This window comes from Pseudoxanthomonas winnipegensis, from assembly GCF_030322905.1.
Classification (GTDB): Bacteria; Pseudomonadota; Gammaproteobacteria; order Xanthomonadales; family Xanthomonadaceae; genus Pseudoxanthomonas_A; species Pseudoxanthomonas_A winnipegensis.
Genome location: NZ_CP095475.1, coordinates 1,494,497 through 1,508,107, shown reverse-complemented (window position 1 = coordinate 1,508,107; position 13,611 = coordinate 1,494,497). Strand labels below are relative to the sequence as shown.

Here is a 13,611-nt window from a genome sequence, read left to right as displayed (position 1 = left end):
GTTTCGATCACTCACAGTCATCGTCCTCTCAGAACCGGAACGTGGCTTCGAGCGAGAAGCGCCGGCCGAACAACTGGTAGCCGCCGTCGTCCATGTTGGCCAGGCGATACGGCAGGTTATCGGTATAGGCGCGCATGGCCTCGTTGGTGAGGTTGCTGACCTGCAGCTTCATCGCCCAGCGCGGATTGAACTGCCAGCCCAGGCTGGCGTCCCAGGTGCCCATGCTGTCCAGGCGCACCAGATGGGAGGCATTCCAGCCGTACGCCGTGCTGTAGGGGCTGTGGTAGCTGTAGCCCGCGCGCGCCTCCAGCTTGCCGTTGCTGTACCACAGGTCGGCCGAGCCGGTTCGCCGCGCCAGCCCGCTCAGCGGCAGCGGATTGTTGGCCGGCGAGAACTCGTGCAGGTTGGAATCCACCAGCGACAGGTTGGAGTAGATGCCGAAGTTCTCCATGCCCGGGATGAACCAGAACGGGGTCTGGAAGGTCAGCTCGACGCCGTCGATGTAACCGCCACCGCCGTTGAACGGGCCACTGATCAGATAGTCGCGGCCGTCGATGGTCTCGTGCTCGGTCTTGTAGCCGATGCTCGAATCGACCCACTTGCGGTACACCGCCACCGCGGCCAGCGCCTCCTTGTGGAAGTACCACTCGTAGGACAGGTCGAGCTGGGTGGCGCGGAACGGATCCAGCCGCGGGTTGCCGCCGCTGCCGGTGAGCTGGCCGCTGACCGTGGCCGGATTGTCCAGATAGCGGCCGGTGCGCAGCTCGTCCAGCGGCGGCCGCGCGACCACCTTGGCCGCGGACAGGCGCAGGATCTTGTCGTCGGCGATCAGGAAGTTGACCGTCGCGCTGGGCAGCACATCGGTGTAGTCCTTGCTGGCGCTGCTGGGCGCATAGGTATTGCCATCGACAGTGTCGTAGCCATCGCTGCGGGTATGCGTGCCGACCACGCGCACGCCGACATTGCCGGTCACATCCACGCCCAGCCAGTTGGAGCTGAAATTGGCCTTGGCGAAGGCTTCCTTGACCCGCTCCTGCACCTTCCAGTGGTCCAGCATCTGTTCGGCCAGCGCCGAGGGGGCGAAGCCGCCGAAGCCGCGCTCGGCGATGTCGTCCACGTTGCCCGCATAGACCGGCGGCACGTTCAGGCCGGGGATGTCCAGGGGATGGATGAGGTCGGCATAGGCCGAGATCGGCTGGTTGTAGTCCGAGTAGTTGGCCAGTTCGTGGCGGTTGCGCTTGACCCGGTCGGAGACGCGCGCGCCGAAGGACAGCCGGTTGAACGCGCCATCGAGCGGGCGGCTGGCATCCAGCGCCAGCGCGGCGATGCGGTCGTGCAGCGACTGCGGCTCGTCGCTGCCGGCGATGCCCCAGGCCGGCGTGGCGCTGCTGGCCGAGATCCAGGGCGCGTGGCCCGGCGCGAAGTCGAAGGACACGCTGTCCGGGTTGAGCCCGAACTGCACCGAGCGCCAGCGGTTCTCGCGCTTGGCCTCCGAGGCCGACAGGTCGGCGCCGAGGGTCCACACCTCGCCGGTCCACTTGCCGTTGAGGCCGCCGGCGGTCAGCGTCTTGACCTCGCTGTACTTGGCCAGCACCTGGTCCATCTCCAGCGGCGTGCCCCACTGCGAGTTGATCAGCGTACCGCCGACCACGCTGTGGTCGATCATGTGGATGGACGAGCCCGGCTGGCCGTACGGGTTCCACCACGACCAGATGCTGTCGTCCCAGTTGCGGTACCAGGTCTGCGACTGGTCCTCGTCGATGCGCACCCTCGAATAGAGCGCATCGGCCTTCAGTTCGAAGTTGCCGCTGCGCCACTGCAGCGCGGCCATCGCGCCGGTGCGCGTCTGGTCGATCAGCTTGAGCTGGTCGGCCGCGCCCCAAGGGGTGTAGTCGCGCGTGCCGTCGCCATCCACGTCCACCGCGCTGGCGTCGTCGGTATAGCCCCAGCTGCCGATCAGCGCGTTGGCGTTCTTCTGCTTCTGATAGGTCGCGCCGATGGCGATGGCCAGGTCGTCGTTGATCTTGTGCACCCAACTGGCGCCGAAGCGGCTGCCCCAGGGGCTGTAGCCGTCCACGTCCTTGCCCTGGTCGTAGAACACCGGGCCGGCGCTGGCCACGAACCGCGGGCCGGTATAGGTCAGCGGATCGATCGTGGCGATGTCCACCGTGGCGGCGATGCCGCCGGCGATCAGGTCGGCCGAGGGCGTCTTGTAGACCTTGACGGTGGAGACGATCTCGGTGGGAAAGATCTCCCAGCGCACCGCGCGGTCCGGCTCGGAGGAGGCGATCTCGCGGCCGTTGACCGTGCCCATGGTCATCCGCGGGCCCAGGCCGCGCACGGTGGCAAGGCTGGCGTTGCCGCGGTCCAGCGAGGCGGTCACGCCGGGCAGGCGCGCCAGCGCCTCGGCCACGGTGACGTTGGGCATCTGGCCCATGTTGTCGGCCGAGATCACCTCGACCACGTGATCTTCCATCTGCTTGACCGACACCGCCTTGTCCAGCGCGGCGCGCTGGCCGGTGACGGTGACGGTGTCCAGACGGGTGACAGCCTCGCCGTCCTGGGCCGCGTCCGGCTTGGCGGCCGCGTCCTGGGCCAGCGCCTGCCCGGCCACGCCACCCAGGATGCCCAGCACGGCGACGGTGAGCAGATGACGGACGAGACGTTCCGACGCGCCGCGTTGCGGGGCGCGCACTTGGTGCATTGGCATGATTTGCTCCCTCCCAAGGACAAATTGGCCGAACTTAAGTTGTGATGTGCACGGGTCGCCCCTGGCGGCCCCACCGTGCGGCAGTCACCCGAAGGCGGTGCCGCGGTGCCGATCGGCCGGACCCTCAGGTCCCGCCGGGGGCGCACCCGTGTCAGGGGAGCCTGGCCCGCCACGCTGGGCAGGTTCGGCAGGACCCCGCAGGGCCACGGTGTGTCTGCGGGCGGCAGCATAGGAACGGCAGACATGCCGCACAAATGAAATATTCACAGGGAGCTATCCAGCCCTGGAATACGTGCGCGCCTTAGTCCGGCGCGTCGTAGAGGGTCCGGGCGGTCTCGCGCAGCGCCTCCAGCACGCAGGCCGCCGCGGGGGAGAGCTGGTGGCCGCGGCGGCGCACGATGCCGAAATCCTCCATCTGCACGTCCATGTCGATCGGCAGCACGGCCAGCTGCCCGGCCTGGACGTGGGCGGCCACCGAGCGCGCCGGCAGCACGGTCAGGAAGTCGCTCTCGGCCAGCAGCGCGGTGATCACCGGCAGGGCCGAGGTCTCGATGACGTTGTCCGGCCAGGGCATGCCGTAGCGCATGAAGGCCGTGCCCAGCCGCGCGCGCAGCACGCTCTCGCGCGGCGGGACGATCCAGCCGCATCCGGCCAGGTCGGCATGCGACAGCGAGCGCCCGCCCAGCGGATGGCCGGCGCGGGCGATCACCGCGTGCGGCTCGTCGGCCAGGCGCTCGAATTCCAGCTCATCGCGCAGCTCGGCATCCATGATCCGCCCCACCACGATGTCCAGCTGGCCATCGAGCAGGCGCGAGACCAGCGGCCGGCTGTAGTCCATCTCCACCCGCACCAGGATGCCGGGGAAGGCGCGCTTGACCCGCGCCACCGCCAGCGGCACCAGGTTGGTGCCCGGGTTGACCACCGTGCCCAGCGCCGCCTGGCCCAGCCGGCCCTCGCGCAGCGCGGCGATCTCATCGCCGGCGTGGGCGAGCTCGGACAGCGCCGCCCGCGCGTGGCGCGCCAGCACCTCGCCGTAGCGGGTCGGTTCGACGCCGCGCGCGTGGCGCTCGAACAGCGGCACGCCCAGCAGGCTCTCCATCTCGGCCAGCAGCTTGGAGGCGGCCGGCTGGGTCATCCGCGTCGCCTCGGCGGCACGCAGGACCGAGCGTTGCTCGTGCAGGTGCTGCAAGAGCAGCAGGTGGCGCGTCTTCAGCAGCATGGTCCAGCCCCCTTTCTCAACCGGCGTCGACGACGCGGACGGTGGCGGACCGTAACGTATTCCATGACGAAATAGAACACTCGAAAAATTTCATTTGCCAGGTATAGCTTGGCTTCCAATAATCAGCGCCGCTCCGGCCCCGCATGGTCTGCCGGGGCGTCCAATCCGGTAGCGTCGCGTCCTGACGGCCGCACCGGACCATTCCGTCACGGATCGTGATGAACCGAGGAGGGGTTCCATGACGCATTCGCAGACAGACGCCGGCCCATCGCCGGCGCCTTGCGCATGAGCGGCCGGCTGTCCGGCAAGGTCGCGCTGGTCACCGGCGCAGCCAGCGGCATCGGCGCGGCCACGGCCGCGCTGTTCGCCGAGCACGGCGCCACGGTCATCGGCCTGGATCGCAACGCGCCGGCCGCGGCCGATGCGCGCCTGGCGCTGGTGCAGGGCGACATCACCGACGGTGAGGGCGTGCAGGCACTCGTCGCCGACATCCTGGCGCGCCACGGCCGCCTCGACGTGCTGGTCAACAACGCGGGCGCGGACGTGTTCTCCGATCCGCTGCAGCTCACCGATGCCGACTGGCAGCGCTGCCTGGACCTCAACCTCAAGGGCGCCTGGAACCTGTGCAAGGCGGCGCTGCCGGCGATGGTCGCCGCCGGCGCCGGCAGCATCGTCAACATCGCCTCGGTGCACGGCCACAAGATCATCCCGCACGCCTTCCCCTACCCGGTCGCCAAGCACGGCCTGATCGGCATGACCAAGGCGCTGGGCATCGAATACGCCGCGCACGGCGTGCGGGTGAACTCGATCTCGCCCGGCCTGATCCTGGTGCCGCGCATCGAGGCCTGGTTCGCCCGCGAGCCGGGCGCGCGCGAACGCCAGACCGCGCTGCTGCCGCCCGGCCGCATCGGCACGCCGCAGGAAGTGGCCTACACCGCCCTGTTCCTGGCCAGCGACGAGGCCCGTTTCATCAACGCCACCGACATCCTGATCGATGGCGGTCGCTCCCAGCTCTATCACGAGTAAGTCCATGTCCCACGACACGCGCCCGTTCAAGCTGCCGCTGGTCGCGATCCTGCGCGGCATCACGCCGGAAGAGACCGCGGCGCATGTCGACGCCCTGGTCGGCGCCGGCTTCGATGCCATCGAGATCCCGCTCAATTCGCCACGCTGGCGCGACAGCATCGCCCTGGCCCATCGCGAATACGGCGCGCACGCGCATATCGGCGCCGGCACCGTGCTGCGCAACGAGCAGGTCGATGCGCTGGCCGAGATCGGCACGCGCTTCATCGTCACGCCCAACACGCGGCCTTCGCTGATCCGCCATGCGGTCGAGCGCGGCATGACGGTCGTGGCCGGCTTCGCCACGGCCAGCGAGGCCTTCGATGCGATCGATGCCGGCGCGCAGATCCTCAAGCTGTTCCCCGCCGCCACCTACGGCGCCGGCCATGTGCGCGCGCTGCGCTCGGTGCTGCCGGCGACGGTGCCGGTGTACGTGGTCGGCGGCGTCACCCCCGACACGCTGGCCGGCTTCCTCGCCCAGGGCGCGGCCGGGGCCGGCATCGGCGGCGAGTTGTACCGGCCGGGCCAGACGCCCGAGACCACCGCCGCGCACGCGCGTGCCTTCGTGCAGGCCTATCAGGACGCCCAGGGATGAAGATCACCCGCTTGACCACCTATCACGCCGCGCCGCGCTGGCTGTTCCTCAAGGTCGAGACCGACGAGGGCATCACCGGCTGGGGCGAACCGGTCATCGAAGGCAAGGCGCGCAGCGTCGAGGCGGCGGTGCACGAGCTGTCGCAGTACGTGGTCGGCCAGGACCCGGCGCGCATCAACGACCTCTGGCAGACCCTGTACCGCGGCGGTTTCTATCGCGGCGGCGCGATCCTGATGAGCGCCATCGCCGGCATCGACCAGGCGCTGTGGGACATCAAGGGCAAGGCGCTGGGCGTGCCGGTGTACCAGCTGCTCGGCGGCCTGGTGCGCGACCGGATGAAGACCTATCGCTGGGTCGGCGGCGACCGCCCGGCCGACATCGTGGCGCAGATGCAGGCCCACCAGGCGCTGGGCTACGACACCTTCAAGCTCAACGGCACCGAGGAGATGCGGCTGATCGACAGCCCGCGCGCGGTCGATGCGGCGGTGGCCAAGATCGCCGGCATCCGCGCGGCGCTGGGCGATACGGTGGACTTCGGCATCGACTTCCACGGCCGCGTCGGCGTGCCGATGGCCAAGACGCTGCTGCGCGAACTGGAGCCCTACCGGCCGCTGTTCGTGGAGGAGCCGGTGCTGGCCGAACACTACGAGCACTACGCGCGCCTGGCCGATACCACCAGCATCCCGCTGGCCGCCGGCGAGCGCATGTACTCGCGCTTCGAGTTCAAGCACGTGCTGGCCCAGGGCGGCCTGGCGATGCTGCAGCCGGACCTGTCGCACGCCGGCGGCATCACCGAATGCCTGAAGATCGCGGCCATGGCCGAGGCCCACGACGTGGCGCTGGCGCCGCACTGCCCGCTCGGCCCGGTCGCGCTGGCCGCGTGCCTGCAGGTGGACCTGGTCTCGCATAACGCAGTGCTGCAGGAACAGAGCATCGGCATCCACTACAACCAGGGCGCCGACCTGCTGGACTACCTGATCAACAAGGAAGATTTCGCCTGCGTGGACGGCTACATCGCCGCGCTGCCCAAGCCGGGTCTGGGCGTGGAGATCGACGAGGAGCGGCTGATCCACGCCAACCGCACGCCGCCGGACTGGGCCAACCCGCTCTGGCGCCATGCCGATGGCAGCGTGGCCGAATGGTGAGCCGGTGAGCGTCGCGCCCAGCGTCGCCCTGGCGGTGGACAGCCGCTGCACGCACGGCGAAGGCGTGCTGTGGTGCGAGCGCCGGCAGGCCGTGTTCTGGGTGGACATCAGCGGGCAGCGCCTATGGCGCCACGACCCCGCCGACGCCCTCACCCGCGCCTGGTCGTTGCCCGATCGTCCGGCCTGCCTGGGGCTGATGGAAGACGGCCGGCTGCTGGTGGTGCTGGCCAAGTCGATCGCGCTGGCCGACCCGGACGCGCCCGCCGGCGCGCTGCCGCTGCAGACAGTGTGCGCGGTCGAGGCCGATCAGCCGCTTACCCGCAGCAACGATGGCCGCGCCGACCGCCACGGGCATTTCGTGTTCGGCACCATGGATGAGCATGCCGACAAGGCCGAGCGCGGCGCCTTCTACCAGTTCTCCTTCGCCCATGGTTTGCGCCGGCTGCCGCTGGGCGGGGTGTCGATTCCCAACTCGATCTGCTTCAGCCGCGACGGCCGCACGCTGTATTACTGCGACTCGCTGCAGCCGCGCATCCTGTGCTGCGACTACGATCCGGACCGCGCCTGCACGGCCAATCCGCGCGTGTTCGCGCAGGTCGATGTACAGGGCGCCGAACCGGATGGCTCGGTGATCGATGCCGAGGGCCATCTGTGGAATGCGCAGTGGCGCGCCGGGCGCGTGGTGCGCTATGCGCCCGATGGCCGGATCGAACGGATCGTGCCGATGCCGGTCAAGCATCCCACCTGCCCGGCCTTCGGCGGACCTGCGCTGGGGCGCCTGTTCGCGATCAGCTCGCGCCTGGACCACACCACCGAGGAACTGGAGCGCACGCCGCACGCCGGCGGGCTGTTCGCCTGCGAACCCGGCGTCGTCGGCCTGCCCGAAGGCCGGGTGCGCGCATGATCGCGATCGACTGGGGCAGCAGCAGCCTGCGCGCGTGGCGGCTCCACGCAAACGGCGCGATCGTGGACACGCGGCGCGCGGATCTGGGCGCGCTCGGCCATGGCGCGGCGACGCCGGCACTGCTGGCCGAGGCGCTGCAGGGCTGGGACGACACAGAGCTGCTGCTGTGCGGGATGGTCGGCGCGCGCGGCGGCTGGTCCGAGGCGCCCTACCTGCCCTGTCCGGCCACGCCGGCGGCGCTGGCGCAGGCGCTGCAGGAAGTCCCGACGCAGGGCACCGCACTGCAGGGTCGGCGCGCGCGGATCGTGCCCGGCGTGCGCGGCGGCAGCCAGGCGCTGCCCGACGTCATGCGCGGCGAGGAGACGCAGATCGTCGGCCTGCTCAGCCAATGCCCCGATGCGGCGCAGGTCTGCCTGCCCGGCACCCACAGCAAGTGGGTGTCACTGCGGGCCGGCGCGATCGCCAGCGTGCACACGGCCATGACCGGCGAGTCCTACGCGCTGTACCGGCAGCACAGCATGCTCGCGCGCAGCATGCCGCCGACGTCCGAGCCGGAGGTCTTCGACGCGGAGGTCTTCGCCGCCGGCGTGCGGCGCAGCGGCGAGCCGGGCGGGCTGCTGCATCACCTGTTCGGCGTGCGCACGCTCAGCCTGTTCGACCGGCTCGCGCCGGCGCAGGCGCCCGCCTACCTGTCCGGGCTGCTGATCGGCCATGAAGTCCGCGCGCAGCTGCCGCTGCGAGCGCCGGTGCACCTGATCGGTGGGCCAACGCTCGGTGCGCGCTACCGACAGGCCTTCGACTTACTGGGAATCGACAGCCACCTGCACGGCGAGGATCTTGCCGCCTGCGGGTTGTTCCACCTGACTCGATGAACGTCCGCCGCCCCTGTGCCGCAGCGTCCGCCTCACACCATCGGTGGCGCGGCCAAGCGGTCCTGCCTGGAACCCGTACACCATGAGCCTGTCCCCTCTCGACACCTGCATCGTCGTCCTCTATGCGATCTTCATCTTCGCCCTGGCCCAGTGGGTCTCGCGCGAGAAGCGCGGCGGGCAGCGCAGTGCGCAGGACTATTTCCTGGCCAGCCGTGCGCTGCCGTGGTGGGCCATCGGCACCTCGCTGATCGCCGCCAACATCTCGGCCGAGCAGATCATCGGCATGTCCGGCTCGGGCTATGTGATCGGCCTGGGCATCGCCTCCTACGAGTGGATGGCGGCGCTGACGCTGATCATCGTCGGCAAGTTCTTCCTGCCGATCTTCCTGAAGAACGGCATCTACACGATGCCCGAGTTCCTGGAGAAGCGGTACAGCCCGACGGTGCGCACGGTGATGGCGCTGTTCTGGCTGGGCGTGTACGTGTTCGTGAATCTGACTTCGATCCTGTGGCTGGGCGCCACGGCGGTGCATACCGTGGCCGGGGTGGACGTGGACGTGGCGTTGGTCGCGCTGGGCCTGTTCGCCGGTGCGTATGCGCTCTACGGCGGGCTGAAGGCGGTGGCGCTGACGGACTTCGTGCAGGTCTCGCTGCTGGTGCTGGGCGGGCTGCTCATCACCTGGATCGCGCTGGACAAGGTGGCCGATGGGGCGGGCGTGGTCGCCGGTTTCCAGGTGCTGCTGCAGCGCGCGCCGGAGAAGTTCCACATGATCCTGGACCGCTCCAATCCGCACTACAAGGATCTGCCGGGGCTGTCGGTGCTGCTGGGCGGCATGTGGGTGATGAACGTGTCCTACTGGGGCTTCAACCAGTACATCATCCAGCGCGCGCTGGCCGCCAAGAGCCTGGGCGAGGCGCAGAAGGGCATCGTGCTGGCGGCGTTCCTGAAACTGACGATGCCCTTGATCATCGTGGTGCCGGGCATCGCGGCGGTGCTGCTGGCGCCGGGCCTGGAGCGTCCGGACGCGGCCTATCCGCATCTGATGAGTCTGCTGCCCAACGGCATCCTGGGCGTGGTGTTCGCGGCGCTGATGGCGGCGGTGATCGCGTCGCTGGGCTCCAAGATCAACTCGATCGCGACCATCTTCACCATGGACGTCTATCGGCCGCTGCGGCGCGGGGCGTCGGAGAAGCAGCTGGTGCGGGTGGGCCGCATCGCCGCGGCGCTGGCACTGGTGCTGGCCATCTTCTCGGCGCGTCCGCTGCTGGGCAGCTTCGATCAGGCGTTCCAGTACATCCAGGAATTCACGGGCTTCTTCACGCCGGGCATCTGCGTGATCTTCCTGCTGGGCATGTTCTGGAAGCGCACCACGGCCACCGCGGCGCTGGTGGCCGCGGTGGCCTCGGCGGTGCTGTCGCTGGCGCTGAAGCTGTGGCTGCCTTCGGTGGCCTTCATGGACCGGGTCGGCCTCGTCTTCCTGGCCTGCATCGCGCTGGCCGTGGGGATCTCGCTGCTGCAGCGCGGTGGCCAGAGCCGCTACAACGTGGAACTGGACGACATCGACTACACCACCAGCAAGGGCTTCAATCTGGCCGCGCTGCTGGTGGTGGTGATTCTGATCGGTCTGTACGCCGTGTTCTGGTGAGTCTGGAGCCGAGTGGCCAGCGCGTAGACGACGTGCTGGTATCCGTTCGTTTTCGCTGTTGGCATATCTCGGCTAGAGATCGCGGCGTCTGAGCGTTTTTTGGCTTCCAAGGGGCAACGGTCCGGCGGGCGGCGTCTCAGAACCTGAATCCTCCCGGGTCGAGTCTGGTGAGCGAGGCGAGTCCTCCCAGCCCCGCGCGCTGGCGAAAGGCCTAAAATCTGCGGACCGATCGCAGTCCGGACGTTTCCCGGGCGGGTTACCGGGAGATGGGCATGTCGCTGGATTCAACCCAACGTTTCACCTCACGCGTGGCCGACTATGTGCGCTATCGGCCCGATTACCCGCCGGCGCTGATCGACTGGCTGCATGGGCCGATGGGCGTGGCGCGCGACGCGCCAGTGGCCGACATCGGCGCCGGCACGGGCATTTCCTCCAGGCTGTTCCTCGACGGTGGCCATCCGGTCACGGCGGTGGAGCCCAATGCCGCCATGCGCGCGGCGGCGGTGGCGTGGCTGGGCGGCGATGCGCGCTTTGCCGCGGTGAACGGCACGGCCGAGGCGACCACGCTGGCCGATGCCAGCGTCGGGCTGGTGGCCGCGGCGCAGGCGTTCCACTGGTTCGACCAGCAGGCGGTCCGGCGTGAGTGGGCGCGCATCCTGCGGCCCGGCGGGCTGGCGATGGTGTTCTGGAATTCGCGCCGGCTGACGGGCACACCCTTCCTGGAAGGCTATGAGCAGTTGCTGCTGGACTACGGTCTGGACTACACCAGCGTGGCCGAGCGCTACAGCGACGATGCGGCGATGACGGCCTGGTTCGGCGGCGGGCTCAAGGGCACGGTGCGCTTCGACCATGGGCAGCGGCTGGACTTCGACGCGCTGCGCGGGCGCCTGCTGTCCTCGTCCTATGCGCCGCAGGCCGGTCATCCGCGCCATGCGCCGATGATGGCCGCGCTGCGCGCGCTGTTCGACGCCACCGCGGTGGACGGAACGGTGTCGTTCGACTACGACACGCGGGCCTTTGCCGGTACCCTTGCGCTCACTTCCTGAAGGAACCGCCGCATGAACGCCATCGCACGTCCCACCAGCAGCCTGGCCGTGGTCTCGCTGGTGTTCGGCATCTTGGGCTGGAGCCTGCTGCCCACCGTCGGCGCGCTCGTGGCGGTCATCACCGGGCACATGGCCCGCGCCGAGATCCGCCGCAGCCAGGGCGCGCTGGAGGGCGACGGCATGGCCGTGGCCGGGCTGGTGCTGGGCTGGCTACACCTGGTGCTGCTGGTGCTGGGCATTGCGGCGCTGTTCCTGTTCTTCGGCGGCATCGCGGCGCTGGCTGCGTACGCCAACTAAAGGACCGCATGATTCCGATGTATTCGCTGGCGCGCCCGTTCCTGTTCGCCCTGGACGCCGAGCAGGCCCATGGCGCCGGCCTGCGGGCGCTGGAGCTGGCCTATCGCAGCGGCACGCTCGGCCTGGCCACGCGCCAGCCCGGGCCGATGCCCACGCGCGTGCTGGGGCTGGACTTCCCCAATCCGGTCGGACTGGCCGCGGGCCTGGACAAGAACGGCGCGCATATCGATGCGCTGCTGGCGCTGGGCTTCGGCTTCGTCGAGGTCGGCACGGTCACCCCGCGCCCGCAGGCCGGCAATCCGCAGCCGCGCATGTTCCGGCTGCCGCAGCACCGGGCGGTGATCAACCGGCTGGGCTTCAACAACGAGGGCGTCGATGCGCTGGTGCGCAACGTGCAGCGCGCGCGCCGCAAGGGCGGCCTGCTGGGCATCAACATCGGCAAGAACAAGGACACGCCCAACGAGGACGCGGCGCAGGACTACCTGTTCTGCCTGGAGCGCGTCTACCCGCTGGCCGACTACATCACCATCAACATCTCCTCGCCCAACACTGCGGGGCTACGCGAGCTGCAGGAGGAGCAGTCCCTGCGCCAGCTCATCGGCACGCTGCGCGAGGCGCAGGAGCGGCTGGGCGCCCAGCACGGCAAGCGCGTGCCGATGCTGGTCAAGGTCGCGCCCGACCTGTCCGACGACGACATCGACGCGGTGTGCCGCGTGCTGGCCGGCCTGTCGGTGGACGGCGTGATCGCCACCAACACCACCGTCGATCGCAGCGCGGTGCTCGCCCATCCGCATGCCGGCCAGGCCGGCGGGCTGTCCGGCGCGCCGCTGATGGGCCAGTCCACGCTGGTGCTGCGGCGCATGCGCACGCGGCTGCCGCAGGAGATCCCGCTGATCGGCGTGGGCGGCGTCACCTCCGGCGCCGATGCGGTGGCCAAGATGTCGGCCGGCGCCTCGCTGGTGCAGCTGTATTCGGGCCTGGTCTATCGCGGGCCCTCGCTGGTCTACGAATGCGTGGAAGCCATCCGCCGCCGCCGCGAGCAGCCCAGCCGCGGCCCGGTCGCCCCGGCATGAGCGCATCGCGCTGGCTGCTGACCGAGCACGCCCCGCTCCGCTCCCGCAACACCTTCGGCGTCGCCGCGCAGGCGCGCTATCTGCTGCAGGTGGCCGACCTGGCCGCGCTGCCCGAGGCGCTGGCCCTGCCGGCGATCCAGGGCCAGCCGCTGCTGCCCATCGGCGCCGGCAGCAACCTGCTGCTGGCGGGCGATCTGGAGGGCGTGGCGCTGGGCTTCGACGCGCGGCGCATCGACCTGCTCGAAGACGACGAGGCCGGCGTGCGGGTGCGCGCGGAGGCCGGCGTGGTCTGGCACGACCTGGTGCTGTGGACGCTCTCGCAGGGCGCGTTCGGCCTGGAGAACCTGGCCCTGATCCCCGGCACCGTCGGCGCCTGCGCGATCCAGAACATCGGCGCCTATGGCGTGGAGGTGGGCGAGCACATCGACAGCGTCGAGGCCTGGGATACCCGCGCCGGCGACTGGTGCCGGCTGTCGCGGGCCGAATGCGCCTTCGGCTATCGCGACAGCGTGTTCAAGCGCCAGCCCGGGCGCTGGATCATCACCGCGGTGACCTTCGCCCTGTCGCGCGTGCCTGATCTGCGCCTGGACTACGCCGGGCTACGCGCCGAGCTGGACGCCATGGGCGTGGCCGAACCCGGCCCGGCCGAGGTGGCGCAGGCGGTGATCCGCGTGCGCAGCCGCAAGCTGCCCGACCCGGCGGTGCTGGGCAACGCGGGCAGCTTCTTCAAGAACCCGATCGTGCCGGCCGCGCTGGCTGAGCGGCTGGCGGCCGACTTCCCCGGCCTGCCGGTGTTCCCCGGCGATGCCGAGGACACGCGCAAGCTCTCGGCGGCGTGGCTGATCGAACGGGCCGGCTGGAAGGGTCAGCGCGACGGCGATGCCGGCGTCTCGCCGGACCATGCACTGGTGCTGGTCAATCATGGCGGCGCCAGCGGCGCGCAGCTGCTGGCGCTGGCCCGGCGCATCGCCGCCTCGGTGCAGGCGCGCTTCGGCGTGGACATCGAACCCGAGCCGCGCATCGTCGGCGCCGCGTGGTGATCG

The 13,611-nt window shown here is 70.0% G+C and carries 12 protein-coding genes; 10 read left to right on the top strand and 2 right to left on the bottom strand.

Annotation, left to right across the window (positions count from 1 at the left end):
• Nucleotides 1-28: 28 nt before the first annotated feature.
• Together MWN52_RS06710 and MWN52_RS06705 are read right to left on the bottom strand one after the other, a co-directional pair.
• Complete coding sequence (locus tag MWN52_RS06710; protein ID WP_286577149.1) at nt 29-2,710, bottom strand: TonB-dependent receptor; 2,682 nt, start codon at nt 2,708-2,710, stop codon at nt 29-31.
• A 301-nt stretch (nt 2,711-3,011) separates the two neighbouring features.
• Complete coding sequence (locus MWN52_RS06705) at nt 3,012-3,929, bottom strand: LysR substrate-binding domain-containing protein (RefSeq protein WP_286577147.1); 918 nt, start codon at nt 3,927-3,929, stop codon at nt 3,012-3,014.
• A gap of 285 nt (nt 3,930-4,214) precedes the next feature.
• On the opposite strand from MWN52_RS06705, the gene MWN52_RS06700 reads away from it, so the two are divergent.
• From MWN52_RS06700 to murB, 10 genes are all read left to right on the top strand, one after another.
• Nucleotides 4,215-4,955, top strand: coding sequence for an SDR family oxidoreductase (locus MWN52_RS06700; RefSeq protein ID WP_130529310.1), 741 nt, complete (start codon nt 4,215-4,217; stop codon nt 4,953-4,955).
• A gap of 4 nt (nt 4,956-4,959) precedes the next feature.
• Nucleotides 4,960-5,586 carry a 2-dehydro-3-deoxy-6-phosphogalactonate aldolase gene (locus tag MWN52_RS06695; protein WP_286577145.1) on the top strand — a complete coding sequence of 209 codons (627 nt, stop codon included), beginning with the start codon at nt 4,960-4,962 and terminating at the stop codon, nt 5,584-5,586.
• Nucleotides 5,583-6,731 carry a galactonate dehydratase gene (gene dgoD, locus MWN52_RS06690; protein ID WP_286577144.1) on the top strand — a complete coding sequence of 383 codons (1,149 nt, stop codon included), beginning with the start codon at nt 5,583-5,585 and terminating at the stop codon, nt 6,729-6,731. Before MWN52_RS06695 ends, dgoD begins: the two co-directional genes overlap by 4 nt.
• Nucleotides 6,709-7,635: an SMP-30/gluconolactonase/LRE family protein gene (locus MWN52_RS06685; RefSeq protein ID WP_286577143.1), complete on the top strand. Its 927-nt coding sequence runs from the start codon at nt 6,709-6,711 to the stop codon at nt 7,633-7,635. The genes dgoD and MWN52_RS06685 overlap by 23 nt, the downstream gene beginning before the upstream one ends.
• Complete coding sequence (locus MWN52_RS06680) at nt 7,632-8,507, top strand: 2-dehydro-3-deoxygalactonokinase (RefSeq protein ID WP_286577142.1); 876 nt, start codon at nt 7,632-7,634, stop codon at nt 8,505-8,507. The genes MWN52_RS06685 and MWN52_RS06680 overlap by 4 nt, the downstream gene beginning before the upstream one ends.
• Nucleotides 8,508-8,589: 82 nt before the next feature.
• On the top strand, nt 8,590-10,152 hold the full coding sequence (locus MWN52_RS06675; protein WP_286577141.1) for a sodium/sugar symporter: 1,563 nt from the start codon (nt 8,590-8,592) through the stop codon (nt 10,150-10,152).
• A 272-nt stretch (nt 10,153-10,424) separates the two neighbouring features.
• Nucleotides 10,425-11,198 carry a class I SAM-dependent methyltransferase gene (locus MWN52_RS06670; RefSeq protein WP_286577140.1) on the top strand — a complete coding sequence of 258 codons (774 nt, stop codon included), beginning with the start codon at nt 10,425-10,427 and terminating at the stop codon, nt 11,196-11,198.
• Nucleotides 11,199-11,210: 12 nt separating this feature from the next.
• Entirely contained in the window at nt 11,211-11,495 is a 285-nt protein-coding gene (locus MWN52_RS06665) for a DUF4190 domain-containing protein (protein ID WP_286577139.1), read from the top strand.
• 17 nt (nt 11,496-11,512) lie between these two features.
• Nucleotides 11,513-12,568, top strand: coding sequence for a quinone-dependent dihydroorotate dehydrogenase (locus MWN52_RS06660; protein WP_286577697.1), 1,056 nt, complete (start codon nt 11,513-11,515; stop codon nt 12,566-12,568).
• The gene (gene murB, locus MWN52_RS06655) at nt 12,565-13,608 is read left to right on the top strand and encodes a UDP-N-acetylmuramate dehydrogenase (protein WP_286577137.1); all 1,044 of its coding nucleotides are present in this window, start codon (nt 12,565-12,567) and stop codon (nt 13,606-13,608) included. The genes MWN52_RS06660 and murB overlap by 4 nt, the downstream gene beginning before the upstream one ends.
• The last annotated feature ends 3 nt before the right edge of the window (nt 13,609-13,611 follow it).

Bases quoted from the DNA above. Each gene is read 5' to 3' on its own strand.
- MWN52_RS06710 (WP_286577149.1), bottom strand. From the start codon at position 2,710: ATGCCAATGCACCAAGTGCGCGCCCCGCAACGCGGCGCGTCGGAACGT.
- MWN52_RS06705 (WP_286577147.1), bottom strand. From the start codon at position 3,929: ATGCTGCTGAAGACGCGCCACCTGCTGCTCTTGCAGCACCTGCACGAG.
- MWN52_RS06700 (WP_130529310.1), top strand. From the start codon at position 4,215: ATGAGCGGCCGGCTGTCCGGCAAGGTCGCGCTGGTCACCGGCGCAGCC.
- MWN52_RS06695 (WP_286577145.1), top strand. From the start codon at position 4,960: ATGTCCCACGACACGCGCCCGTTCAAGCTGCCGCTGGTCGCGATCCTG.
- dgoD (WP_286577144.1), top strand. From the start codon at position 5,583: ATGAAGATCACCCGCTTGACCACCTATCACGCCGCGCCGCGCTGGCTG.
- MWN52_RS06685 (WP_286577143.1), top strand. From the start codon at position 6,709: ATGGCAGCGTGGCCGAATGGTGAGCCGGTGAGCGTCGCGCCCAGCGTC.
- MWN52_RS06680 (WP_286577142.1), top strand. From the start codon at position 7,632: ATGATCGCGATCGACTGGGGCAGCAGCAGCCTGCGCGCGTGGCGGCTC.
- MWN52_RS06675 (WP_286577141.1), top strand. From the start codon at position 8,590: ATGAGCCTGTCCCCTCTCGACACCTGCATCGTCGTCCTCTATGCGATC.
- MWN52_RS06670 (WP_286577140.1), top strand. From the start codon at position 10,425: ATGTCGCTGGATTCAACCCAACGTTTCACCTCACGCGTGGCCGACTAT.
- MWN52_RS06665 (WP_286577139.1), top strand. From the start codon at position 11,211: ATGAACGCCATCGCACGTCCCACCAGCAGCCTGGCCGTGGTCTCGCTG.
- MWN52_RS06660 (WP_286577697.1), top strand. From the start codon at position 11,513: ATGTATTCGCTGGCGCGCCCGTTCCTGTTCGCCCTGGACGCCGAGCAG.
- murB (WP_286577137.1), top strand. From the start codon at position 12,565: ATGAGCGCATCGCGCTGGCTGCTGACCGAGCACGCCCCGCTCCGCTCC.